The organism is Nocardiopsis terrae, assembly GCF_014651695.1.
Taxonomy (GTDB): Bacteria; Actinomycetota; Actinomycetes; order Streptosporangiales; family Streptosporangiaceae; genus Nocardiopsis; species Nocardiopsis terrae.
This window is the reverse complement of record NZ_BMXJ01000005.1, coordinates 625,041-647,903: the sequence shown is the minus strand read 5'-3', so window position 1 is coordinate 647,903 and position 22,863 is coordinate 625,041. Positions and strand designations below refer to the sequence as shown.

The 22,863-nt window shown below is 70.2% G+C and carries 20 protein-coding genes and 1 pseudogene; 9 read left to right on the top strand and 12 right to left on the bottom strand.

All coding sequences use genetic code 11. The features are described from left to right. Window positions 1-258 precede the first annotated feature (258 nt). From alc to IE195_RS17220, 6 genes are all read right to left on the bottom strand, one after another. A complete protein-coding gene (gene alc, locus IE195_RS17245; protein ID WP_191272629.1) occupies window positions 259-1,386 on the bottom strand; it encodes an allantoicase in 1,128 nt (375 codons plus the stop codon). A gap of 81 nt (window positions 1,387-1,467) precedes the next feature. Beyond that, window positions 1,468-2,400, bottom strand: coding sequence for a LysR family transcriptional regulator (locus tag IE195_RS17240; protein WP_229826256.1), 933 nt, complete (start codon window positions 2,398-2,400; stop codon window positions 1,468-1,470). Window positions 2,401-2,487: 87 nt separating this feature from the next. Further along, the gene (locus tag IE195_RS17235) at window positions 2,488-3,996 is read right to left on the bottom strand and encodes a nucleobase:cation symporter-2 family protein (protein ID WP_191272624.1); all 1,509 of its coding nucleotides are present in this window, start codon (window positions 3,994-3,996) and stop codon (window positions 2,488-2,490) included. Window positions 3,997-4,315: 319 nt separating this feature from the next. After that, window positions 4,316-5,212, bottom strand: coding sequence for a factor-independent urate hydroxylase (gene pucL / locus IE195_RS17230; RefSeq protein ID WP_191272622.1), 897 nt, complete (start codon window positions 5,210-5,212; stop codon window positions 4,316-4,318). Window positions 5,213-5,414: 202 nt separating this feature from the next. Beyond that, on the bottom strand, window positions 5,415-5,759 hold the full coding sequence (gene uraH / locus IE195_RS17225; RefSeq protein ID WP_191272620.1) for a hydroxyisourate hydrolase: 345 nt from the start codon (window positions 5,757-5,759) through the stop codon (window positions 5,415-5,417). Beyond that, complete coding sequence (locus tag IE195_RS17220; RefSeq protein ID WP_191272618.1) at window positions 5,756-6,310, bottom strand: 2-oxo-4-hydroxy-4-carboxy-5-ureidoimidazoline decarboxylase; 555 nt, start codon at window positions 6,308-6,310, stop codon at window positions 5,756-5,758. Before IE195_RS17220 ends, uraH begins: the two co-directional genes overlap by 4 nt. A gap of 407 nt (window positions 6,311-6,717) precedes the next feature. Between IE195_RS17220 and IE195_RS17215 the strand changes: the two genes are divergently transcribed. The 3 genes from IE195_RS17215 (at window position 6,718) to gcl (ending at window position 10,444) form a co-directional block, all read left to right on the top strand. Next, the gene (locus tag IE195_RS17215) at window positions 6,718-7,515 is read left to right on the top strand and encodes a hydroxypyruvate isomerase family protein (RefSeq protein ID WP_191272616.1); all 798 of its coding nucleotides are present in this window, start codon (window positions 6,718-6,720) and stop codon (window positions 7,513-7,515) included. Window positions 7,516-7,575: 60 nt separating this feature from the next. Then, a complete protein-coding gene (locus tag IE195_RS17210) occupies window positions 7,576-8,466 on the top strand; it encodes a 2-hydroxy-3-oxopropionate reductase (RefSeq protein ID WP_191272614.1) in 891 nt (296 codons plus the stop codon). Between the two features lie 262 nt (window positions 8,467-8,728). Continuing rightward, window positions 8,729-10,444, top strand: coding sequence for a glyoxylate carboligase (gcl, locus tag IE195_RS17205; RefSeq protein ID WP_191272612.1), 1,716 nt, complete (start codon window positions 8,729-8,731; stop codon window positions 10,442-10,444). Between the two features lie 195 nt (window positions 10,445-10,639). Here gcl and IE195_RS17200 read toward each other — a convergent pair whose 3' ends face one another. The 3 genes from IE195_RS17200 to IE195_RS17190 all read right to left on the bottom strand — a co-directional run bounded on the left by IE195_RS17200 (window position 10,640) and on the right by IE195_RS17190 (window position 12,683). After that, window positions 10,640-11,044 carry a PIN domain nuclease gene (locus IE195_RS17200; RefSeq protein ID WP_191272610.1) on the bottom strand — a complete coding sequence of 135 codons (405 nt, stop codon included), beginning with the start codon at window positions 11,042-11,044 and terminating at the stop codon, window positions 10,640-10,642. Continuing rightward, a complete protein-coding gene (locus tag IE195_RS17195) occupies window positions 11,041-11,256 on the bottom strand; it encodes a type II toxin-antitoxin system VapB family antitoxin (protein WP_191272608.1) in 216 nt (71 codons plus the stop codon). Before IE195_RS17195 ends, IE195_RS17200 begins: the two co-directional genes overlap by 4 nt. Before the next feature lie 152 nt (window positions 11,257-11,408). Then, on the bottom strand, window positions 11,409-12,683 hold the full coding sequence (locus tag IE195_RS17190; RefSeq protein WP_229826255.1) for a M14 family metallopeptidase: 1,275 nt from the start codon (window positions 12,681-12,683) through the stop codon (window positions 11,409-11,411). 786 nt (window positions 12,684-13,469) lie between these two features. Here IE195_RS17190 and leuA point away from each other — a divergent pair. Continuing rightward, window positions 13,470-15,170, top strand: a complete 1,701-nt coding sequence (leuA, locus tag IE195_RS17185; RefSeq protein WP_191272604.1) for a 2-isopropylmalate synthase — start codon at window positions 13,470-13,472, stop codon at window positions 15,168-15,170. 106 nt (window positions 15,171-15,276) lie between these two features. Here the strand turns inward: leuA and IE195_RS17180 are convergent, their stop codons facing one another. Further along, window positions 15,277-15,720: a GNAT family N-acetyltransferase gene (locus IE195_RS17180; protein WP_191272602.1), complete on the bottom strand. Its 444-nt coding sequence runs from the start codon at window positions 15,718-15,720 to the stop codon at window positions 15,277-15,279. Window positions 15,721-15,887: 167 nt separating this feature from the next. Between IE195_RS17180 and IE195_RS17175 the strand changes: the two are divergent. Continuing rightward, window positions 15,888-17,072 (top strand): annotated as a pseudogene (locus tag IE195_RS17175) (RNA-guided endonuclease InsQ/TnpB family protein). Between the two features lie 145 nt (window positions 17,073-17,217). On the opposite strand, the gene IE195_RS17170 reads toward IE195_RS17175, so the two are convergent. Then, window positions 17,218-17,988 carry a CAP domain-containing protein gene (locus IE195_RS17170; RefSeq protein ID WP_229826254.1) on the bottom strand — a complete coding sequence of 257 codons (771 nt, stop codon included), beginning with the start codon at window positions 17,986-17,988 and terminating at the stop codon, window positions 17,218-17,220. Window positions 17,989-18,423: 435 nt separating this feature from the next. On the opposite strand from IE195_RS17170, the gene recO reads away from it, so the two are divergent. The 4 genes from recO to IE195_RS17150 all read left to right on the top strand — a co-directional run bounded on the left by recO (window position 18,424) and on the right by IE195_RS17150 (window position 21,775). After that, window positions 18,424-19,155, top strand: coding sequence for a DNA repair protein RecO (gene recO, locus IE195_RS17165; protein WP_191272598.1), 732 nt, complete (start codon window positions 18,424-18,426; stop codon window positions 19,153-19,155). Beyond that, entirely contained in the window at window positions 19,152-19,979 is an 828-nt protein-coding gene (locus IE195_RS17160; RefSeq protein WP_191272596.1) for an isoprenyl transferase, read from the top strand. The genes recO and IE195_RS17160 overlap by 4 nt, the downstream gene beginning before the upstream one ends. Beyond that, window positions 19,979-20,788, top strand: a complete 810-nt coding sequence (locus IE195_RS17155; RefSeq protein ID WP_191272594.1) for an SGNH/GDSL hydrolase family protein — start codon at window positions 19,979-19,981, stop codon at window positions 20,786-20,788. The genes IE195_RS17160 and IE195_RS17155 overlap by 1 nt, the downstream gene beginning before the upstream one ends. A gap of 147 nt (window positions 20,789-20,935) precedes the next feature. Continuing rightward, window positions 20,936-21,775 carry an SGNH/GDSL hydrolase family protein gene (locus IE195_RS17150; RefSeq protein ID WP_191272591.1) on the top strand — a complete coding sequence of 280 codons (840 nt, stop codon included), beginning with the start codon at window positions 20,936-20,938 and terminating at the stop codon, window positions 21,773-21,775. Between the two features lie 96 nt (window positions 21,776-21,871). On the opposite strand, the gene sph is transcribed toward IE195_RS17150, so the two are convergent. After that, window positions 21,872-22,843: a sphingomyelin phosphodiesterase gene (sph, locus tag IE195_RS17145; RefSeq protein WP_191272589.1), complete on the bottom strand. Its 972-nt coding sequence runs from the start codon at window positions 22,841-22,843 to the stop codon at window positions 21,872-21,874. Between the last annotated feature and the right edge of the window lie 20 nt (window positions 22,844-22,863).

Below are 22,863 nucleotides of genomic sequence, written 5' to 3'. Positions count from 1 at the left end.
CCCGACACAGTCGTTTACCTGGCACAACTACCCCCTGAATCAGGTTCGTTGCAACAGATGCTAGAAACCACCCGCCGAAATCGCCCCTGGTAGCAAGATCACCGCGGTTGGGGTGGTTGTGGTGCCGGGGGTGCCGGGGTGCCGGGGTGGAGACACGTGGAGGGGCGGGCACACTGACGCGTGCCCGCCCCGGTCTGTGCGCCCCCTCCGTCGGGGCGCCGGTCAGCCGCACGAGGGGCCGCCCGGCGGTAGCGCGGTTCAGCCGCGCGCGGCCGCCCAACGGCTCCGCAGCTCTGCGGTGCCGGTCCCGGTGAGGGAGCCGTAGACGTTCAGCCGGGCGATGCCGCCGTCGGGGAAGACGTCGGTGCGCACGTGGGTCACGGTGACCGGGGCGTCCAGGACGAAGCGGTGGGCGCTGTCCGGCTGGAGCCCGGTACGGCCCACGATCTCGAACCATTCCTCCGGGGAGTCCGAGTGCGCGTCCCGGCCCAGGACGGTCACCCAGCCCGCGGAGTTGCCCTTGAGGTAGGCGGTGTCCAGTTCGATGGCGCGCACCGAGGCCTGGGCGGTGAGCCGGAAGCGCACCCAGTCGTTGCCGGTGTCACGGCGGCGACGGTTCTCCCAGCCGTCGTCCATCTTGTGGGAGCGGCCCGGCTGGATGATGTTCTCGGGCGAGGAGTAGAAGCGGTCCGAGGCGTCCTCGACCGTGCCGCCGTTGACCAGGGCGGCGACGTCGAAGCTGCCGAGCGCGGCCAGCCAGTCCGGGTCGGCGACGGGCTCGCCGTACACGCGCAGGCGGGCGACGCCGCCGTCGGGGAACTGCTTGAGCCGCAGGTGGGTCCAGCGGTGCCGGAGGTCGACCTCGAAGCCGTTCTCCGCGTGGCCGTACACCGGGGTGCGCGGGACGATCTCCGTCCACTCGGCGGCGAGGAGCTCCTCGGTGGTGGGGGTGCCCGCCACGTGCGTGGCCTCGACGCCGATCTCGGTGGGGTGGTTGCCGCGGAAGTGCGCGGTGTCCACGACCAGGCCGCGGATGACGCCGGGCAGGGCGAGCCGGACCAGCGCCCAGTCGTGGTCCTCGGCGGTGGGGTGCGGCTGCTCGGCGCTCACGCCCCGGCGGCGCCGGGTCTCCCAGCCGTCCATGACCTTGCCCTTGTGCCCGAAGTGGTGCGGGTCGAACACCGCGGGTTCGGTCCGGAGCAGGTTCTCGCGCTCGGCGAAGAACTCGTCGTTGGCGGCCACGACGCCGGCGCCCAGGCGGCGGTCGGCGAGGTCGACGAGACCGGAGAAGTCCAGCTCGGTCCTGCGGAAGTCCCCGTAGGGGTCGCCGCCGGGGTAGGGCTGGGCGTTGTAGGCGCGGGGGTCGAAGGGCGGGGTCTGGCTCACGTTTCTCCTGTCGGTGTCTGGGGTGGGACGTTTCCAGGGTGGCAGGAGAAACTGATTACTTCCAGCGAAAGTTTTTGATCACTATGTTCGTTTCAACTGAACGTTTGCTGTGCTCAGGCGCGCGGCCGCCTCCGCCAGGGCACGCAGGGCGAGGGCGATCTGCGGACGTTCGCCGGAACCGGAGCGCACGGCGGTGACCACGTGGCGTCGCGGCTGGTCCGCGTGCGGGACACGTAGGGCCACCCCGGGCGCGTCCCCGGTGGCTGCCAGGCGGGGGATCAGCGCGACGCCCATGCCTGCCGCCACCATGTCGAGGATGGCCCGCCAGTCGGAGGCCACGTGTGCCTGCTCGGGAACGAACCCGGCCTGGGCGCAGGCCGCGATGGTGATGTCCCGCCAGGGCCCGGACGCCCCGTAGATCCACGGCTCCTCGGCGAGGTCGCGCATCCGCAGCGCCGGTGTGGCGGCCAGCCGGTGCCGGGCGGGCACGGCCACGTCCAGGGGGTCGGTGAGCAGCTCGCTCCGGTCGTAGCGCCCGTCGTGGCCGGTCGGGGCCTGGGCGGCCAGGGACAGTCCGATGTCGATCTCACCCGCGGCGAGGAGTTCGTACACCTCGGCGGCCTCGGCCTGGTGCACCCGCGTGCGCAGCCCGGGACGGGCCCCGCGCAGCGCGTTCAGCGCCGGGACCACCAGAGAGGGGATGGCGGTGGCGAAGGTGCCCACGCGGACCCGCCCGGCCTCGCCGCGCACGAACCCGTCGAGTTCGGCCTCGGCCCGCTCCAGTTGGGCCAGTACGACGTCGGTGTGCCGAAGCAGCACGTGCGCGGCGTCGGTGAGGCGGACCCGGCGCCCGTGCGCCTCCAGCAACTCCACCCCCACCTGCTGGGAGAGCGTCGACAGCTGCTGGGAGACGCCGGAGGGCGTCATGGAGAGGGCCTCGGCCGTGGCCCTGACGGTCCCGAGTTCCTCGAGGGTGCGGAGTACGCGCAGTTTGCGCAGGTCCCAGTCGCTCACCCTCACAGGCATACCATTCATCTCCGCTTAACAGCAGCGGGGCGGGCGCACGGTCGCGGTGCGCCCGCCCCTGGTCGGTCCGGCCGGTCAGGCCCGGTCGGGGTGCCCGGCCTCCTCCTCGCCGCCCCGGTGGGCCGCGCCCGCCTGGTCGGTGTACTTGGCCTCGCCGGGACCGGCGGTGCCGATCTCCGCCTGGTCGATCTCGGCGGGGGTGGGCGAGGGACCGCGGCCGATCACGTTGAAGCAGATGTTCAGCAGGATCGAGACGATCGCCGCGCCGATGATGCCCGAGTGCGCGATGAGCTCGACCGACTCCGGGAGGAAGGAGTAGAAGGTCGGGTAGGCCAGCGGGATGATCGCCACACCCACGGAGGCGGCGACGAGGATCAGGTTGAGGTTGTTGGTGAAGTCCACCTTGGCCAGGGTCTTGGCCCCGCTGGCGGCCACGCTGCCGAACAGGACCAGCCCGGCTCCGCCCAGGACCGGGGTGGGGATCGCGGCCATGACCCCGCCCAGGACCGGGAACATCCCCAGGGCCAGCAGGATGGCGGCACCGGTGGCGACCACGTAGCGGCTCCGGATGCCGGTGAGCGCGAGCAGGCCGATGTTCTGCGCGAAGGAGCTGGTCGGCGTGGCGCTGAAGATCGGGCCGATGATCGAGCCGCTCACGTCGGCGCGCAGACCGGCCGAGATGCGCTTGGCGTCGACCCTGGAACCGGTGATCTCACCGACCGCGATGATGTGCGAGGCGCCCTCGGTCAGGACCACCAGCATGATGATGCACATGGTGATGATCGCGGTGACCTCGAACTGGGGGGCGCCGAAGTAGAAGACCGACGCGGGGTTGAACACGAGGTCCGCCTCGCCCACCCGGCTGAAGTCGGCCATGCCGAGCGGGAGCGCGACGAGCGTGCCCACGACCAGGCCGAGCAGGATGGACAGCCGTCCCCAGATGCCGGGGAAGAGCCGGGAGCCGACGAGGATGACCGCGAGGGTCAGGCCGGCCAGGGCGAGGTTGGCCAACGGCGCGGCCGGGACCTCGGAACCGTCCTCCAGGACGCGGACGTTGCCGTCCATGATCCAGCGGGCCGCCACCGGCATCAGGCTGACGCCGATCACCGTGATGATCGTGCCGGTGACGATCGGCGGGAAGAAGCGGATCAGCTGTCCGAAGAACGGGGTCAGGACCAGGGCGAACACACCCGCGGCCATGGACGCGCCGAAGGCGACGGGCAGGTTCTCGCCGTCCTGGCCGGCGGCCAGAGCGGTGATGGCGCTGACGGGGACGAAGGAGCAGGCCACCACGATGGGCATCTGCGCGCCGACCCGCCGGTGGCCGACGGTCTGCAGCAGGGTGGCGATACCCGCCACCAGGAGTGCGCCGCTGACGAGGATTCCCATGGCGGCGGGGTCGTTCGCGAGCCCAGCGGCGGCGCCGATGACGAGGGCCGGTGCCACCGCACCGGCGTACATGGTGAGGATGTGCTGGAGCCCGTAGACGAGCAGGAGCCGCGTGGGCAGCTTCTCGTCCTCGGGGCGGGCGGGGTTCGTGGCAGTTGTTGTGGCCGAGTCCTTCGCGGACGGACTGTTCGACATGGCCAGTTTCCAGCCTTTGCGATCGGTGGTCACCGAGGGGGCGACCGGGTTCTCCGGGCGGTTGCCCGGTGGTGTCGCTCCGGCCCCGGACGCTCGGGAGGCACAGCTCCCGGGTGCGCGGAAGGCCGGTGTGGCCCGCCTTTCGGCGGGCAGGCGAGGAATACCTCGGGTGGGGGACCTCGGGGCCGGTCAGACTCTGAGGGGATCGGATCCGTGAGGTGGGGATCCGGGGCCCGGCCGCACGCGCGGGCCCCGGGGTTCAGAGGGTTCCGAGGGACGCCGGGCGGAACCCGAACGGGTTTTCCCCGGCGTCAGGGGATCAGATGAATCCCGGAACGGTCTTCCAGGCGTCGCCGGCCTCGGGCGCGTCATCGCGCTCGACCGTGGCCTCGATCTTGCCGTAGGGGCGGTCCGCGGCGAAGAACACCTCGTTGGGGTTGTCCAGGCCGAACGGGGACAGGTCCACCAGGAAGTGGTGGTTGTTCGGCATGGAGAAGCGGATCTCGGCGATCTCCGGGTGGGCTTCGAGGACGGCGGTGCCCATCGCGTACAGCGTCTGCTGCAGGGCGAGGCTGTGCGTCTCGGCGAAGGCCTCCAGGCACAGGGCGCGGACCGAGGCGTAGGACTTGTCGAAGTCGTGGTCGGTGCCGACGTAGCGCCAGCGGGCGGTGACGTCGGTGGCCAGGATCCGGTCCTCGGTCTCCTTCAGGGTGGTGTACCGGGTCTTGGGGTAGCCGTGGAACTCCGAACCGGTGGACTTGAGGACGGTGAGGCCCTCGAAGCCGGAGACCACCCACTCCCGGTCGCCGTCCTTGTTGACGACGGTGGTGCGGGTTTCGGCGCCGCGGCGGGAGAACGCGTGGTCGTGCGGGCCCTTCGCGGTGGCGATCCGGTCCCAGGAGTACTCCTGGACCTCCTGGCGGGCGCCGTGCACGTACTCGTGCTCGTCCACGAAGTGCCGGGCCAGTCGCAGGGCGAAGTCCTCGATCGCGCCGACGCCGCCCCACTCGCGGGCCTTGGCGTAGACGGTGTTCTTCTGGGTGTCGGTCGGCAGGCACTTGGCGTTGTCGCCGACGGTGTGGACTTCCTCCAGGTCGCCGCGGAGCTGGGAGGTGACGTTGACGTCCTTGATCTGGTGGACGTCGGTGTCGCGCTGGACGTGGACGAGGCGGACCTCGGCCTTGCCGTACTGGTTGTCTCCGAGTCTGATGCCCATCAGGGTGAACTCCATCCGTGTGGATTCGGTTTCATCGCTCGCGCCGTGCGCGGCATGCGCGCCGGTGCGCTGTGCGTATGAGGGAGGACCGCTGTGGTCATGCGGAAGGACCTGTCACGCACTCGAAGAGGTCTGGGTGTCACGGGCGGGGTGGGGCCGGGCGGTTCGCCTCGCTTTCGGGTCAGGGACCGGGTGGGCCGGGCTAGGAGCCCCGGTAGGTCGAGTAGGCGAACGGGCTCAGGAGCAGGGGCACGTGGTAGTGCTGGTCCTCCTCGGCGAGGTCGAACACGATGCTGACCTCGGGGTAGAACCCCTTCTGGCCGGTCGCGGCGAAGTAGGCCCCGGTGTCGAAGACGACGCGGTAGTACCCGGCGGTGAGCTGGTCGGGGCCCAGGTCGGGCACGCGGCCGTCGTCGTTGGTGCGCCCCTCGGCGACGGTCCTCCAGGAGGTGCGGCCGCGGTCGGCGGCGGCCTCCAGCCGGACGGGCACGTCGCGGGCGGGGCTGCCCAGGGCGGCGTCGAGGATGTGGGTGGTCACGTGGCTCATGCTGCCTCCAGGAGTTTGACCAGGCGGAGCCCGGAGATCTTGCGGAGCTCCTCACCGACCACGGACAGCTCGGTCTCGCGGTCGTTGTCCAGGCGGTCGACCAGGTCGGCGAGGAGTTCGCGGCTGCTGCGCCCGCTGGCGCACACGAGGTAGATCTGCCCGAACCTCCCCTCGTACTCACCCTGAGCGAAGGTGAAGATCCGCTGGACCCGTGCCGAGGCGTCGTCGGTGTCGGCGGCGAAGGCGGACTGCTCGCCGCGCGACCAGGCCGACTCGGTGTCCCGGCCCTCGGCCTTCTCCCCGATCCGGGGGTGGCGGTCCAGGGCGGTGGCGACCTCCTCGGCGGTGATCCCGCGCGCGTGGCCGTCGGCCCGGGCGAGGAGGGTCCCGCGGTCGGCGTAGGGCGCCTCGGACGCGACGGCCTCCACCCAGCGGTCCACGTTCAGGCACTGGGCGAGTTCGGTGCGCAGCTCCTCCCGGGACAGGGCGTTCAGTCGCGCCAGACCCGGGTCGGGTGTGCTTCCCGACGTGTCCGGGGTGCTCTCGGGCATGTGTTCTCCCGTGGCTCGGCCGGCGCGCCGACCTCCCCCCGTGGGGCGGAGATCCTCGAACCGGCCAGGGCTTTCATAGTGCAGATAGCTGATTCCGTATTACGGATTGGAGGGACTCTAGTTGATGACAGTGTGACCTTGTCAACACTGGCAAGGGGGGATCGGAGAAAAACAGTCGAATCTGTATCTACCGACAAAGAAACCGTGAAGTTCCTGCGTACCGGTGGGGCTCGCGGGGTGTCCGGGGGCCGTGTTCGCGCGGGGCGGGGTGCGGGCGCACCGCTGCTCGCCGTCGGGTTCGGTCGTCGGGGTGGTTGACAAGCGGTGGTGGTCCGGCACACACTCAAGGCATTCCTTAAAGTGAAAACTACTTTCCGCAATACGGAAGTGGATGCCGGAGGCAACGCATGAGCCACACACTCGGGTACACGGTGAACTGCTCCCTGCTGTTCACCGAGCTCCCCGTCAACGAGCGTCCCCAGGCCGCACGCGACGCGGGCTTCCACGCCGTCGAGTTCTGGTGGCCCTTCGAGAGTGCGACCCCGGCGCAGGAGGAGGTCGACGCCTTCGTCGACGCCCTCGACGCCGCGGGTGTGCGCCTCAGCGGCCTCAACTTCTTCGCCGGTCGGCTCCCCGGTCCCGACCGCGGCGTGCTGTCCCACCCCTCCCGCACCGCCGAGTTCCTCGCCAACACCGAGGTGGTCGCCCAGATCGCCGAGCGCACCGGCACCACCGGCTTCAACGCCCTCTACGGCCTGCGCCAGGACGGGGCCGACCCGGCCGAACAGGACCGCCTCGCGCTGGAGAACACCGTCGCCGCCGCCGAGGCGGTCGCCAAGGTCGGCGGCACCGTGCTCGTCGAACCCATCAGCGGCTCCGAGGACTACCCGCTCAAGACCGCGGCCGAGGGCCTCGCCTTCGTCGCCAGGGTCAAGGAGGCCGGGGCCGAGAACGTCGCGCTCCTCGCCGACTTCTTCCACCTCGCGGTCAACGGCGACGACGTCGCCGCCGTGGTCCGCGACCACGCGGCCGAGTTCGGACACATCCAGATCGCCGACGCCCCCGGCAGGGGCGAGCCCGGAACCGGCGACCTGCCCATCGACGAACTCCTCTCCGCCGCCCAGGCCGGCGGATACCGGGGCCTGGTCGGCCTGGAGTACAAGCCGACCGTCCCCACCACCCAGAGCTTCGGCTGGCTGGGCTGACCCCAGGGACCGCCCCGGCCGCGCCATCCACACCAGTCACACAGTCTGAAAGGGGCCGTCATGGCCATCCGTAAGATCGCCTTCATCGGTCTGGGCATCATGGGCCTGCCCATGGCCGTCAACCTCGTCCGCGCCGGCTACGGCGTCACCGGCGTCAACAAGAGCCCCGACCGCGTCGACGCCCTGGTCACCGAGGGCGGCCTGCGCGGCGGGAGCATCGCCGAGGCGGTTGCCGACGTCGACGCGGTCATCACGATGGTTCCGGACTCCCCGGACGTCAACCAGGTCCTGCGCGGTGAGGGGGGCGTCTACGACAACGCCAAGCCCGGCACCCTGGTCATCGACATGAGCACCATCCGCCCCGACGTCTCCCGGGAGCTCGCCTCGGACGGCACCGAGAGAGGTTTCCGCGTTCTGGACGCCCCGGTCAGCGGCGGCGAGGCCGGCGCGATCGAGGCCAAGCTCTCCATCATGGTGGGCGGCTCCCAGGACGACTTCGAGGCCGCGCGCCCCGTCTTCGACGTCCTGGGCTCCACCCCGGTCCTGGTCGGCCCCAACGGTTCCGGCCAGACGGTCAAGGCCGCCAACCAGCTCATCGTGGCCGGCAACATCCAGCTCCTCGCCGAAGCCCTCGTCTTCCTGGAGGCGCACGGCGTCGACACCGAGTCCGGTCTGGAGGTCCTGGGCGGCGGGCTCGCGGGCAGCACCGTGCTCCAGCGCAAGGGCAAGGCCATGCGTGAGCGCGACTTCGCACCCGGCTTCCGGATCGCCCTGCACGACAAGGACATGCGCATCATCACCGACTCCGCGAGCGCGGCCGGGGTGGCCATCCCGCTGGGCTCGCAGGTGGCGCAGTACGTGGCCGCGCTCAGGAACCAGGGCCACGGCGGCCTCGACCACTCCGCCCTGCTCAAGGTCGTCGAGCAGCTCTCCGGCCGCGACGGCGAGTAGCACCCGCCCGGCCGGGTCCGGTCCCACCGGCCCGGCAGGCATCCCGGCAACACCAGCGGAACCAGCAGCACCGACAGCCACAGCAGTCCGTATGACCGGGGCACCGCGCTCGTCCCCGGGTGTTGGCCCACCCGGGAGGCAGGCGAGAACGCCGCCCCACCCCTAGCACCCAAGCACCCAGCACCGGGGCGCCGGGGACGGCCCGTCCAGACGGGGCCGACCCCGGCGCCCCGGCCACCCCAGCACTGAAGGGTTCGCTCCCATGGCGAAAATGCCCGCGATGAACGCCGTCGTGGAGGTCCTCAAGGACGAGGGCGTCGACACCGCCTTCGGCTGCCCCGGCGCGGCCATCCTCCCCCTCTACAAGGCGATGGAGGAGGTGGGCGGCATCGAACACCTCACCGTCCGCCACGAGGAGGGCGCCACCCACATGGCCGACGGCTGGTCGCGCACGACCGGCAGGGTCGGCGTGGCCATCGGCACCTCCGGCCCGGCCGGGACCAACATGATCACCGGCCTGTACACCGCCATCGCGGACTCGGTCCCGATCGTGTGCATCACCGGCCAGCAGCGCACCGACCTGTTGGACAAGGAGGGCTTCCAGGCGGTCGACATCGTCGAGATCGCCAAGCCCGTCACCAAGTGGGCCGTCCAGGTCAAGGAGGCGGCGACCGCCCCGTGGATCTTCCGTGAGGCCTTCCGCATCGCCCAGGAGGGCCGTCCCGGACCGGTCCTGGTCGACATCCCGGTGGACATCGCCCAGCACCTGATCGAGTACGACCCCGAACTGGACGCCGCGCTCAAGGTCAACACGGTCGAGCCGCACCTGCCCCGGGTGGAGAAGGCCCTGGACCTGCTGCTGGAGGCGGAGCGCCCGCTCATCCTGGCCGGCGGCGGCGTGATCCTGGCCGAGGCCTCCGACGACCTGCGCGAACTGGCCGAGTACCTCCAGGTGCCGGTACAGGTCACCCTCATGGGCAAGGGCTCCTTCGACGAGGACTCGCCCCTGTACTCGGGCATGACCGGCGTGCAGACCTCCCAGCGCTACGGCAACGCCTCCTTCCTGGAGTCGGACCTGGTCCTGGCCGTGGGCGCGCGCTTCGCCGACCGCCACACCGGCCAGATCGACGTCTACCGGGGCGAGCGCAAGTTCGTCCACGTGGATATCGAGGCCACCCAGATCGGCCGGGTCTTCGAGCCCGACCTGGGCGTGGTCTCCGACGCCAAGCTCTTCCTCCGGGAGCTGCTGGCCGCCGCCAGGCGCCGGAGGGCCACCGCGCGGGTGGGCGCGTGGATCGACCGGGTCAACGAGCTCAAGTCCACCCTGACCAGGCGCGAGGACTTCGACACCGTCCCGGTCAAGGCACCGCGCGTCTACAAGGAGATCAACGAGGTCTTCGACTCCAGCACCTACTTCGTCACCGCCATCGGCCTCTACCAGATCTGGGGCGGCCAGCACCAGAAGGCGTACAAGCCGCGCCACTACCAGATCTGCGGCCAGGCGGGCCCGCTCGGCTGGGAGATCCCCGCCGCCATCGGTGTCAAGAAGGCCCTCAAGAACACCGAGCCGGACGCCGAGGTGGTCGGCATCGTCGGTGACTACGGCTTCCAGTACATGGTCGAGGAGCTGGCGGTCGCGGCGCAGTACAACGTGCCGTACGTGATCATCATGCTCAACAACGAGTACCTGGGCCTGATCCGCCAGGCGTCGATCCCCTTCGACATGAACTACCAGGTGGACATCCACTACGACGAGTACGGCACCGACAGCGTCAAGCTCATGGAGGCCTACGGCTGCTCCGGCCGCCGGGTCTGGGAGCCCGGGGAGATCCGGGAGTCCCTGGAGTGGGCCCGCAAGCAGGCGCAGGCCACCTCGCGCCCCGTCCTGGTCGAGATCATGATCGAGCGCGAGGCCAACACCCCGCACGGCCCGGCCATCGACGCCGTCAAGGAGTTCGAGCCGCTGCCCGGCGCGTAGTCCCCGGCGGGTGACCCCGGTCCGGGCGCACCGTCGCCCGGACCCCACAGACCGCCAGGGGGCCGGACCTGCACCCCGGCCCCCTGGCGAGGCCCCCTCCCAGACCGGCGGGAGGGGGCCGCACAGCCCCGAGGGGCGGCGGTGTTCTTCGCTGGCGCACCGCCGCCCCCCGGGCCGTTCGTCCCGCGACCCGGATCAGGCCCGGCGGGTCTTCTGGCCGGTGACACGGGCAACGGTCTCGAAGTCGTTGTCGTTGTGCAGCAGGACGAGGCCGTGCATCTCGGCGCAGGCGGCCACCAGCAGGTCCACCGGACCCGCGCTCCGGTGCTCGCCCCTGGCGGCGAGGAGGCGCTGGACCTCCCAGGCCCGTGCGAAGTGCGGTTCTCCCAGATCGACCGGGAGCAGCATCCGGTTCAACAAGTTCACCATCCGCTCCCGGTGCCCTGCGGAACGCGCACTGTACAGGAACTCCAGTTCGGTGACAGGGCAGACCGCGATGGTGCCCTGGACGAGCGCGTGGTCCCACTCCTCGTTGCCTTCGGGATTGGTGTAGATGCGGGTGAGTGCGCTGGTGTCCACCAAGTAGACGGCTGGGCTCATCGGCGGTAGTTCCGCTTGTCTTCCAGGATCTCGGTGTCCACGCCGCCCTCGGCCACGAGTTCGCGCATCTCGGCCAGGGCGGCGGCTCTGTCCAGTCTGCGCACGGTTTCCTGGAGGGCCGTGTTGACCGTGTCCTTCTTGGTCTTGGTGCCGAGGATCTCGGAGGCCCGTGCCAGCGCCTCGTCGTCGATGTCGATCAGGACCTTGCTCATCGCCGAACCTCCTCGTATATACGAACCAACATTAACTATATACGAGATGACTGGGCAGGAACCCGGCTCCGGTGAGGTCGCGGCTTCTGTGACGGGGACGGGCTCCGCGGCCGGTGACGGCCGCGGAGCCCGTGGGAACCTCCGGGGGCGGGTCAGCCGCAGTAGGACTCCTCCTCGCCGATGATCCGGTAGGGGCAGTCCGCGTAGTCCAGCAGCCGCAGTACGGCCTCCTCGTTGCGGGAGGTCTCGCGCCCGATCACCGAGGAGGGCGGGTAGAAGCCGCCGCCCCACCACGACCGGGGATACATCTCGTAGGTGAAGTTCACGATGCCCTGGTCGGCCCACAGCCAGTCGTTGATCGAGCCGTCGGTGACGTACAGGTCACTGGACTGCTGGGGCGTGTAGCCGTTGGCCTGGGCCATGTACGTGCCCAGCGCCTCGTGGGTGTCGTACTCCTCCTGGGTCATCCCCTCGGTGGCCTCGTCGTAGGTGTAGCCGAAGGGCCACAGGATCAGCTCGCTGTAGGTGTGGAAGTCGATGGCGCTGGTGATCTGCTGCTCGCCCCCGACCGCGCGGCCGCGGACGAAGTCGGCGATCGCCGCGACCTCGGGGGAGGACTCGGGGGCCGCGCCCCGGTAGGTGAGGCTGCTCGGGTTGCCGGAGGAGCCGCCGCAGCAGCCCCACTTGTGGTCCCAGTTGCGGTTCATGTCGGTGCCGACGGCCGACGACCCCTGGTTGGGCTGGCGGTTCTTGCGCCAGTTCCGCCAGTTGGTGCCCGCCATGTCGTACTCGCTGCCGTCCGGGTTGGCGTTCGGCAGGATCCAGATCTCGCGGTTGTCGACCAGTTCGGTGATGCGGGGGTCGTTGCCGTATCCATCGGTGAGCAGGTCCAGCAGGTAGACCGCCATCTCGACGGTCAGGTGTTCGCGTGCGTGCTGGGAGTGGACGAACAGCACCTCGGGCTGGTCCTCGTCCACGGACACGTTGTCGCTGATCTTGACCGCCACCAGGTCGCGACCCTCGTACGACTGGCCGTAGACCTGCTGGGAGGCCAGGCCGGGGTGGTCCGCGACGACATCGTCGACGATGTCCAGCAGTTCGGGGTAGGTGGTGTACCCGGGGTCGGGGCTGGCGAAGGTCCCGGGGACGTCGAAGGGGTCGGGGGCGTAACCCAGGTCGTTGAGCTCCGCCACGTCCTCGACCGAACCGGTGACCAGCACCGAGTCCTCACCGACGTGGTCGACGGCCACGCCGGTCGCGGCGATCTCGGAGCGCTCCTGGGCGGTGTGCACACCGGTGATCTCGTACAGGTCGTACGAGGGTTCCGCGGTGGCGCTGCCGGTGGCCAGGGTGCTCAGCAGGAGCACGCCTGCAGCCACGGGGACGAGGGTTCTTCTGAGCAGGGGAGCGGGGGACGGGTGGTCCACGATGCCTCCATGAGCGGGGGGTGAGGCTTCGAACACGTGGCGATATTGGAGATCGGGACGCCGCAACCTGTCAATATGGCTAACTTTGCGTAGCCATAGAAGCATTCTGACTAGTTTGGCGGCCTTGCCACGTGAAGCCCGCTTTTTCCGTCACCGTTCGCATACCCAGCGTGGCCGCATGTGGCCATTCGGTACCGGGTCCCCCTGCGCTGGCCGCTCGCCGAAGGCGATCGAAGCGGGGCGGTCGGGGAGGGGTGTCGTCGTGGGGCGTGCCCGGGGTCCGTGGCCGTCCCGGCGCGGAGACGCCCGCCCCGGGTCCCGGGCGGGCGTGGATGAAGGAAGGATTTCCGTCGGCGGTACCGGCCCGGCGTCGGCGCGGCTTACGTGGCTTGCTCTGCGCGGCGATGCTGGCCTCGGGTGTTGGCCGCACCCTGGGTCCCGCCGACGGAATCCGTATGACCCCCCTAGCACTGAAGGGTTCCCCTCCAGGGTAACCGCCAACGGCTATATCTTGAAGTCGAGGTACCCGTTTTGAACGATCATCTGAAATCGGCCGAAAGCTCCTCAGTCGTCGCAGGCCAAGCCGGGGTCGTCCCACACTGTGGACATCGGGTACCGGATTTTCCCCGGCGTCTGCTAGCGTGACGATCGTTATGCTGCGCGAGCTGCTCCTCCTTAGTGGCCGCGGCGGGGATCGTTAGACGGTCGGCCCCTCGCCGCGGGACTTCGGCTTGCCGTGTCGACCACGACATCACGCGCCACAATTTCCCGAGGAGCCACACCGCTATGGTGCCGCAGCAGAAGACCAGCCCCATGCCCTTCCATCGTTACGAGCCCTTCGCTCCGGTGGACCTGCCCGACCGCACCTGGCCTTCGAAGTCCATCACCGAGGCCCCCCGCTGGCTGTCCACCGACCTGCGCGACGGCAACCAGGCGCTGATCGAGCCGATGGACTCCGCGCGCAAGCACGAGATCTTCCAGCTGCTGGTCCGGATGGGGTACAAGGAGATCGAGGTCGGTTTCCCCTCGGCCAGCCAGACCGACTTCGACTTCGTCCGGTCGCTGATCGAGGACGACCTGATCCCTGACGACGTACAGATCTCCGTGCTGACCCAGGCCCGTGAGGACCTGATCGAACGCACGGTGCAGAGCCTGGTCGGCGCCAGGCGCGCCACCGTGCACCTGTACAACGCCACCGCGCCCACCTTCCGCCGCGTGGTGTTCCGGGTGGACCGCGAGGCCTGCAAGAACATCGCCGTCGAGGGCACCCGGCACGTGATGCGCTTCGCCGAGCAGTACCTGGGCGAGACCGAGTACTTCGGCTACGAGTACTCGCCGGAGATCTTCGTCGACACCGAGCTGGACTTCGCCCTGCAGGTCTGCGAAGCGGTCATGGACGTCTGGCAGCCCGGCCCGGGCCGCGAGATCATCCTGAACCTGCCCGCCACCGTCGAGCGCGCCACCCCCAACGTCTACGCCGACCAGATCGAGTGGATGAGCCGCAACCTGACCCGGCGCGAGCACGTGGTCCTGTCCGTGCACCCGCACAACGACCGCGGCACCGGCGTGGCCTCGGCGGAACTGGCCGTCATGGCCGGGGCCGACCGGGTCGAGGGCTGCCTGTTCGGGCACGGTGAGCGCACCGGCAACGTCTGCCTGGTCACCCTGGGCATGAACCTGTTCAGCCAGGGCGTCGACCCCGAGATCGACTTCTCCGACATCGACGAGATCCGCCGCACGGTCGAGCACTGCACCCAGCTGCCCGTCGCGCCCCGCCACCCCTACGGCGGCGACCTGGTCTACACGGCCTTCTCCGGCTCCCACCAGGACGCCATCAAGAAGGGTTTCACCGACCTGGACGCCCGCGCCGCCGAGGCCGGCAAGCAGGTCGAGGACTACCCCTGGGACGTGCCCTACCTGCCCATCGACCCCAAGGACGTGGGCCGCAACTACGAGGCGGTCATCCGGGTCAACAGCCAGTCCGGCAAGGGCGGCGTCTCCTACGTCATGCAGCGGGACCACTCCCTGGACCTGCCGCGCCGGCTGCAGATCGAGTTCTCCCAGGTCATCCAGAGTTTCATGGACGCCGAGGGCGGCGAGTTCCCGGCCGAGCGCATCTGGGAGATCTTCTCCGAGACCTACCTGGCCGAGCGCGGCCCGGTGGCGGTCCTGGCGCACCGCTCCAGCACCTCCGAGGACGGCACGTACACGATCGAGGCCGACGCCCGCGTCAACGGTGAGATCCGCGAGCTGAAGGGCACCGGCAACGGCCCCATCTCCGCGTTCGGCGACGCGCTGGCCGACGTGGACGTCAAGGTCCGGGTCATCGACTACGTGGAGCACTCCATGGGCGAGGACGGCAACGCCCGCGCCGCCGCCTACGTGGAGGCCGAGATCGACGGCAGGACGGTGTGGGGCGTGGGCATCCACAGCAGCATCACCACCGCCTCCCTGAAGGCCGTGTGCAGCGCCATCGGCCGCGCCTGACCCACACCACCCGGCACCCCTGGCACGGGAGCCCGGCACCCCCGGCACTGAGCGGACGGGGCCCGCGACACACGTCGCGGGCCCCGTCCCGTGTCCGGGCCCAGGATCACAGGTGGAGGGAGAACCCGCCACCCTCCCCGGGGGTGAACCCGCAGGAGCGGTAGAAGGCGTGCACGTAGGCGTCCTCGGCGGCCAGGAACCGGATCCTGTGGCAGCCCTCCCGCTCGCCCAGTCCCCGCACGGCGGCCAGCAGCAGGCGGCCCACGCCCCGGCGGCGGTGCGCCTCGGCGACCACCAGGTTCTCCAGGACCAGGCACGGCCGCCCGCCGCGGCCGAGGTCGGCCATGACCACGCAGTCCACCGTGCCCAGCAGTTCACCCGAACCGTCCTGGGCCACCAGCAGGGTCCGCCCGTCCTGCGCGGCGATCTCCGACCAGAGCCGGGCGGTCTCCGCCGCCGGCATCGGCGGGTCCTCCGGGTGCCTCTCGCCGAGCAGCCGGAGGACCCGCGGAAGGTCGGCGCGGTCCGCGGGACGGATCTCGATGCTCACCCCGCGCACTCTAACCGCCGCGGAGACGGCACGCCCTCCGGCTACCTGTTTTGTCCGAGAGGGTTCCGGCCTTCAGGCCGGAGGTGAATCGGATCCGAGCCCGTATCCGCCCGCCTGTCAGGATGGGTGGCCCCTGCTTTGTCGTAGGCGGGTGCGAGGGTGTTGGGGTGCAGTTCCGATACCAGTACCGCCTCTACCCGGACGGGGAGCAACGCCTCGCGCTCGCCCGCTTGTTCGGGTGTGTGCGCGTGGTCTTCAACGATGCCCTGGAACGCACCACCGCCGTCAAGGCCTCCAACAAGCTGCTCGGTCCACCCCAGGCGCGGATCGCTCAGGGCCCCTAGCAGCGGGTGCCCAAGAACGCGGACCTGTCGCGGGAGCTGATCGTCCAGGCCAAGAGGACCCCGCAGCGGCAGTGGCTTTCGGAGGTGTCAGCGGTCCCGCTCCAACAGGCGTTGCGGGACCTGGACCAGGCGTGGAGGGCCCATCAGGACTCCAGAGCCGGGAAACGTCAAGGCGCGAAGGTGGGGGCGCCACGGTTCAAGTCCCGCCGTGACCGTACCCAGTCGGCCCGCTTCACCGCCAACGCCCGCTGGAAGATCACCGACCAGGGCAAGCTGTCCCTGCCCAAGATCGGTGAGGTGAAGGTGAAGTGGTCGCGATCGTTGCCCTCATCCCCCTCCTCGGTGACCGTGGTCAAGGACGCCGCCGACCGGTACTTCGCCTCGTTCGTGGTCCAGACCGACGATGCACCACTCCCCGCAACCGAGAACGAGGTGGGCATCGATCTGGGCCTGTCCCACTTCGCGGTGCTCTCCGACGGCACCAAGGTGGACAACCCCCGGTTCCTGCGCCGTGCCGAACGCAAGCTGCGCAAGGCCCAACGGGCCCTGTCCCGCAAGTCCAAGGGATCGAACAACCGGGCCAAGGCCCGTCTGGGGGTCGCCCGCGCCCACGCACGGGTGGCTGACTGCCGCCGCGAGTTCCACCACCAGCTGTCCACCACGATCGTCCGTGAGAACCAAGCGGTGTATGTGGAGGACCTGTGTGTGAAGGGGCTCGGGCGCACGAAGCTGGCCAAGAGTGTGCACGATGCCGGGTGGTCGGCGTTCGTGCACATGCTGGAGTACAAGGCTGCCCGGTACGGGCGCGCCTTTGCCAGGGTGGACCGGTTCCTGGCCTCCTCGCAGACCTGCCATGTGTGCTGGGTGGTGGACGGGCCCAAGCCCCTGCACGTGCGCCAGTGGGCCTGCCGGGCCTGTCAGACCATCCACGATCGGGACGTGAACGCGTCCCGGATCGTGCTCGCCGCTGGACGCAAACTCGCCCCAGGGCGGGAAGCGGAGAGTTGAAACGCCTGCGGAGGTTGGGTAAGACCACCACCCTTTCGGGTGGGGCACCGGCCGGTGAAGCAGGAACCAGCGGGCGCCGCGAGGCGCACCGCGCCTACAGCCGCGAGGTTGTGGGAATCCCCGGGGGTGAACCCCGGGGAGGACGTCAATCGTAACCGAACTTCTGGGTCCAGGCGTGGCCGGACTCACCGACCCCGATGGCCTCGAGGTCGCAGTTGAGGATGTTGGCCCGGTGGCCGGGGCTGTTCATCCAGGCGTCCATGACCTGCTCGGCGCTGGTCTGCCCCTTGGCCACGTTCTCCGCCCCCCAGGCGTCGTAGCCGTGCCGCCGTGCGCGCTCGCCCGGGCCCTCGCCCTCGGGGCTCTCGTGGGACATGTAGTCGCGGGCGTCCATGTCCTCGCTGTGCTCCTGGGCGGCGCTGGTGAGCCGGTCGTCCACGTGCACCGGGTCGCAACCGTTCGACGCGCGCTCGTCGTTGACCAGGTTCACGACCGCCGAGGTCGACGAGGAGCCACCGGTGGACTGGCCGCCGCCTCCGCGGCCCCCGCCACCGTTCCCGCCACTGTTGCCGCCTCCGCCGCCGCGGCCGCCCTCGCCGTCGTCGGATCCCTCGGGCTCGTCGGTCCCCTCGGACTCCTCCGTGGACGAGGAACCGGTGACGCTGGAGCTCTTCGGACCGCTGTCCCCCCGCGGTTCGGTGGTGCCGGGAGCACTGGTGGGCGTGGCGAAGAAATCGTCCTCGGGCTCCGTTCCGGGGACACTCGAGTCGTCGGCCGCGGTGTCTCCGAGCCCACTGCCGGCACCACCGGAGGCGGCGGTCGTGCCGTCCGCTGGGTCCGGTTCCTCGCCGAGCCCGGTGAGGACCAGGGCTCCGGCCAGGGTCAGCCCCACGGGGATCGCGACCATACCGGCCACGAGCGGCACCCTGCTGCGCCGTCCTTCACGGTTCGAGCGCTGTTCGCGAGCGCTCGTCCTGCGCCTGCCTCGGCGACCTCGCGCCATATCGCTCTGCCTTCCGTACCGGGATGGGAATCGTTCGGGCACCCCTGCGGGGCGGTCGGGTACACGTGGTCCCGACGGGGTTCCGACGCCGGGGTCAGTGGTCTTCCCCGGGACGGTTCTTCCCGTGCCCATGACCACGCGTGGAATCGGTGGTCTGATGCTGGGCGGGCTTTTCCTCCGGTTTCGGGCGATGATGCCGCGGGGGAAGGGCGGTGAGCCCGAAACCGTGTGCCCTAGCGCGTGAGAGTAGAGCAAATACTGTGAAAAGGGAATCCAAACCGTAATAAACCAGCTCAAGGGACTGGGCGTTCGCGCGAGACGGTCGTCGCCATCCGCGACAATGGGGGTGTGAGTCTCTACCGCGACGAGGGCGTCGTCCTGCGCAACCAGAAACTGGGCGAGGCCGACCGTATCGTCACCCTCCTGACCCGCCGCACCGGGCTGGTGCGCGCCGTCGGCAAGGGCGTGCGCCGCACCAAGTCGCGCTTCGGCGCCCGGCTGGAGCCGTGCACCCATGTCGACCTCCAGCTGCACACCGGCCGCACCCTGGACGTCATCACCCAGGCCGAGACCGTGCGCTCCTACGGCAAGACGGTCGTGTCCGACTACTCCCGCTACACGGCGGCCACCGCGATGCTGGAAACCGCGGAGAAGGTCGTCGCCGTGGAGAAGGACCCGGCGCTGCGCCAGTTCCTCCTCCTCATCGGTGCCCTGCGTACCCTGGGGGAGGGGAGCCACGACTCCAGGCTGGTCCTGGACGCCTACCTCCTGCGCTCCCTGGCCGTCGCCGGGTACGCCCCCGCCCTGACCGAGTGCGCCCGTTGCGGAAGCCGGGGGGAGCACCGTGCGTTCGCGGTCCACGCGGGCGGTATGGTCTGCTCGGTGTGCCGTCCGCACGGTTCCACGCACCCCTCGCCCGAGACGCTCCGGCTGATGTCGGCGCTGCTCGGGGGCGACTGGGACAGCGCGGACGCCAGCGACGGCAGGCATCGCTCCGAGTGCAGCGGGCTGGTTGCGGCCTACCTGCAGTGGCACCTGGAAAACGGAATCCGATCACTGCGCCATGTGGAGCGTTCTTGAGTCTGTTCAGCTTCGACAACGGTAAGCGGCGTGAGCGGGACCACGCCGCGCCCGTCCCGCACCCCAGCGGGGCCCGGCCCCCCGAGGTGCCCGCCGACCTGGTGCCCCGCCACGTGGCCGTGGTCATGGACGGCAACGGCCGTTGGGCGAAGGAACGCGGCCTGCCGCGCACCGAGGGGCACAAGGCCGGTGAGTCCTCCCTCTTCGACGTGATCGAGGGCGCTCTGGAGATGGGCATCCCCAACCTCTCCGCCTACGCCTTCTCCACCGAGAACTGGAAGCGCTCGCCCGACGAGGTGCGCTTCCTCCTCGGTTTCAACCGTGACACCATCCGCAACCGCCGCGACGAGCTGCACGCCCGCGGCGTGCGCGTCAAGTGGGCCGGACGCTCCGGGATGCTCTGGAAGAGCGTCATCCGGGAGCTCAAGGACGCGGAGGAGATGACCAGGGACAACACCCGGCTCACCCTCCAGTTCTGTGTGAACTACGGCGGACAGGCGGAGATCGTCGACGCCGCGCGCGAACTGGCCCGTCAGGCCGCCGCCGGGCGGATCTCCCCGGAGAAGATCACCGAGGAGACCCTGGCCCAGCACCTCTACGCCCCCGACGTCCCGCCGGTGGACCTCTTCGTGCGGTCCTCCGGTGAGCAGCGGCTGTCCAACTTCCTCCTCTGGCAGTCCGCCTACGCGGAGTTCGTCTTCCTGGAGACGCTCTGGCCCGACTTCGACCGCCGCGACCTGTGGCGGGCCTGTGAGATCTACGCGAGCCGGGACCGCCGCTACGGCGGTGCCGTGCCCAACCCGGTGGCTGAGGAGACCAAGTGATGGCCAAGACGAACCGCCCCGAGGAGACCTCGCCGATCAGGCCGGGGATGACGCTCGCCTCGCTCGGCGACAGCTTCACCGAGGGCGTGGGCGACCCCTACCCGGACGGCAGCGGTGTCTTCCGGGGCTGGGCGGACCGGCTGGCCGAGCACCTCGCCGACCACGTGGGCGAGGTCGGATACGCCAACCTGGCCGTGCGCGGCAAGCTCATCCGCCAGATCGTCACGGACCAGGTCCCGCCCGCCCTGGAGATGGCGCCGGACCTGGTCACGCTGTGCGCGGGCGGCAACGACCTGCTGCGCCCGGCGGGCGACCCCGAGCGGCTGGCGAAGATCCTGGACCGCACGGTGAGCCGCCTGCGCGCCAACGGCAGCCAGGTCGTGCTGTTCACCGGCGTCAACGTGGCCACCGGGTACATGCGCGGCACCATCGGCCTGTTCGCGCGCTACTACATGAACGTGCGCGCGATCGCCGACAGGTACGACTGCTTCCTGGTCGACCAGTGGTCCATGGACGTGCTGACCGACTCGCGCGCCTGGGACGAGGACCGCCTGCACATGTCCCCGGAGGGGCACCGCCGCCTGGCTCTGCGGGTGGCCGAGGTCCTGGGCGTGCCCACCGGGGAGCGCTGGGACGAGCCCTGGCCCGAGGCCGAGCCGGTCAGCTGGACCGAGGCGCGCAGGGACGACCTGCACTGGCTCAAGGAGTCCCTGGGGCCGTGGATCGGACGCAGGCTCACCGGAAGGTCCTCGGGTGACACGGTGACCGCCAAGCGCCCCGAGCTGACCCCGCTCACGAAGGACCGCTGACACCCGTCGGGAGGGCCGCCCGGTCGGCGGCCCTCCCGGGTGCCCCGCCCTCCCGGGCGCCCCGAGGTGTGAGTTCCGCCGCAAAAGGCGGAGAACCGCCAACCTACTGTCGCGTAACCAGAGGGTCGGGTTGGATCATCGGACACCATGAGCGGTGTGCCTACCGGATCCTCCGGTGACCTGAAAAGCAAGGACATCCTGTCCTACGTCGCCCTCGGTGACAGCTTCACCGAGGGCATGAGCGACCCCTACCCGGACAGCGACAGCGTGCCCAACGGCCGCTATCGGGGTTGGGCCGACCGCCTGGCCGAACACCTCGCCGTGCACGTGTCCGAGGTCCGCTACGCCAACCTCGCCATCCGCGGGCGCCTCATCGCGCAGATCCGTGACGAACAGGTCCCGCGCGCGGTCGAGATGAAGCCCGACCTGGTCACCCTGTGCGCGGGCGGCAACGACATCCTCCGCCCCGGCAGCGACCCCGACCAGGTCGTCGAGATCTTCGAGTCGATGGTCGCGGACCTGCGCGCCACCGGTGCCAGGGTGGTCGTCTTCACCGGTTTCGACACCAACTGGCAGCCGGTCATGCGGCACCTGCGCGGCAAGATCGCCACCTACAACATGCACATGCGCGCCGTCGCGGACCGTTACGGCTGCGACGTGGTCGACGTGTGGAGCATGAAGGTCCTCTCCGACTCCCGGGCCTGGAACTGGGACCGCCTGCACCTGTCCTCGGAGGGCCACCGCCGGCTCGCCCTGCGGGTGTGCGAGGTCCTGGACCTCCCGGTGGACTCCGACTGGAACCAGCCCTGGCCGCCCCCGGAACCCCGCGACTGGCGCACCGCACGCCAGGAGGACCTGCACTGGGCACGCGAGTTCCTCGTCCCGTGGATCCACCGCCGCCTCACCGGCCGCTCCTCCGGTGACGGCGTGAACGCCAAACGCCCCACCCTGGAACGCTGCGAGCCCGGCGACGGACGCCGGGGATAGACACCGCGAGGGGCCGCCACCCGGTGACGGGCGGCGGCCCCACTGCTGTCGGCACCGCGGCGCGGGCGGCCCCGGCCGCCCGCACCGCGCGTTCGGTCAGGGCAGGTCGGCGGAGCCGAACACCGGGTAGTGGTCCGAGTAGTCGTCGTAGGTGTACTCGCGGCCCCAGGAGCGGACCGTCCAGGGCTCGCTCTTCACCGGCCGGGTCTCGTTGACGTAGGTCTGCGGGGACGCGTCGCCGATCGGCAGGACGTGGTCCAGCTGTTCCGGGGCCCAGTCCGGGTACTCCTCGGCGGCGATCGAGTTGGTCCCGGTGTCCCACGAGGCCGTGTCGTTGGCGGATACGGGCTCCACGGCGCCGAGCTGCTCCAGCGCACGGTCCCACTCCTGGCCGCCGCCCACGATGTTGAGGTCGCCCGCCAGGTACACCGGTTCGGTGTCGAGGACCTCCTTCTCCTCCAGCACGGAACGGATCTGGTCCAGCTGCTGGCCGCGGACCTGCTCGTCCTCCCCGTCCCCGCAGGAACCGTCCTCGGACTGCATGTGGGTGCCCACCACGTGGAGCGGGCCGTCGGGGGTGTCCAGCTCCACGTAGGCGAAGCCCTTGTTGGAGAACCAGTCGGCGCCGCAGGAACTGGTGAAGACGTGTTGTTCACTGCGGACGATCGGCCAGACGCTGTGCACGCTCACCCCGCCGTTGGTGACGGTCTCGTGACGGAAGCCGGTCGTGCGGTCCCAGCCCGACTCCGAGCGGCCCAGGACGGGTGTGGCGTGCGGGTACTCCTCGGCCAGGCCCTCGCGCAGGCGTCCGGCACTGGAGTTCTCGAAGAGCTCCTGGAGCACCACGACGTCCTGACCGGACAGGACGCCGTCGTCCGCGATCAGGTCGGCGCGGATGTCCTGGCCCCAGTTCGGGTAGAGGGCCTTGGGCATCAGGAACGTGTTGTGGGTGGCGATGCGGGGGGCTGGCTGGGAGGCGGGCGCCGAATCGGCGAAGGCGGGGGTGGCGGACAGGAGCGGGGTGATGAGCAGCGTCGTCAGGAGCGCTGCCGTGGTTCGTCTGTACACGGTCGCACAGCCTGGCCCAG

Coding starts and splice junctions, on each gene's coding strand:
- leuA (WP_191272604.1), top strand. CDS start 13,470: ATGGTGCCGCAGCAGAAGACCAGCCCCATGCCCTTCCATCGTTACGAG.
- uraH (WP_191272620.1), bottom strand. CDS start 5,759: ATGAGCCACGTGACCACCCACATCCTCGACGCCGCCCTGGGCAGCCCC.
- IE195_RS17200 (WP_191272610.1), bottom strand. CDS start 11,044: ATGAGCCCAGCCGTCTACTTGGTGGACACCAGCGCACTCACCCGCATC.
- gcl (WP_191272612.1), top strand. CDS start 8,729: ATGGCGAAAATGCCCGCGATGAACGCCGTCGTGGAGGTCCTCAAGGAC.
- IE195_RS17220 (WP_191272618.1), bottom strand. CDS start 6,310: ATGCCCGAGAGCACCCCGGACACGTCGGGAAGCACACCCGACCCGGGT.
- IE195_RS17215 (WP_191272616.1), top strand. CDS start 6,718: ATGAGCCACACACTCGGGTACACGGTGAACTGCTCCCTGCTGTTCACC.
- IE195_RS17155 (WP_191272594.1), top strand. CDS start 19,979: ATGGCCAAGACGAACCGCCCCGAGGAGACCTCGCCGATCAGGCCGGGG.
- pucL (WP_191272622.1), bottom strand. CDS start 5,212: ATGGGCATCAGACTCGGAGACAACCAGTACGGCAAGGCCGAGGTCCGC.
- IE195_RS17235 (WP_191272624.1), bottom strand. CDS start 3,996: ATGTCGAACAGTCCGTCCGCGAAGGACTCGGCCACAACAACTGCCACG.
- IE195_RS17210 (WP_191272614.1), top strand. CDS start 7,576: ATGGCCATCCGTAAGATCGCCTTCATCGGTCTGGGCATCATGGGCCTG.
- IE195_RS17195 (WP_191272608.1), bottom strand. CDS start 11,256: ATGAGCAAGGTCCTGATCGACATCGACGACGAGGCGCTGGCACGGGCC.
- IE195_RS17150 (WP_191272591.1), top strand. CDS start 20,936: ATGAGCGGTGTGCCTACCGGATCCTCCGGTGACCTGAAAAGCAAGGAC.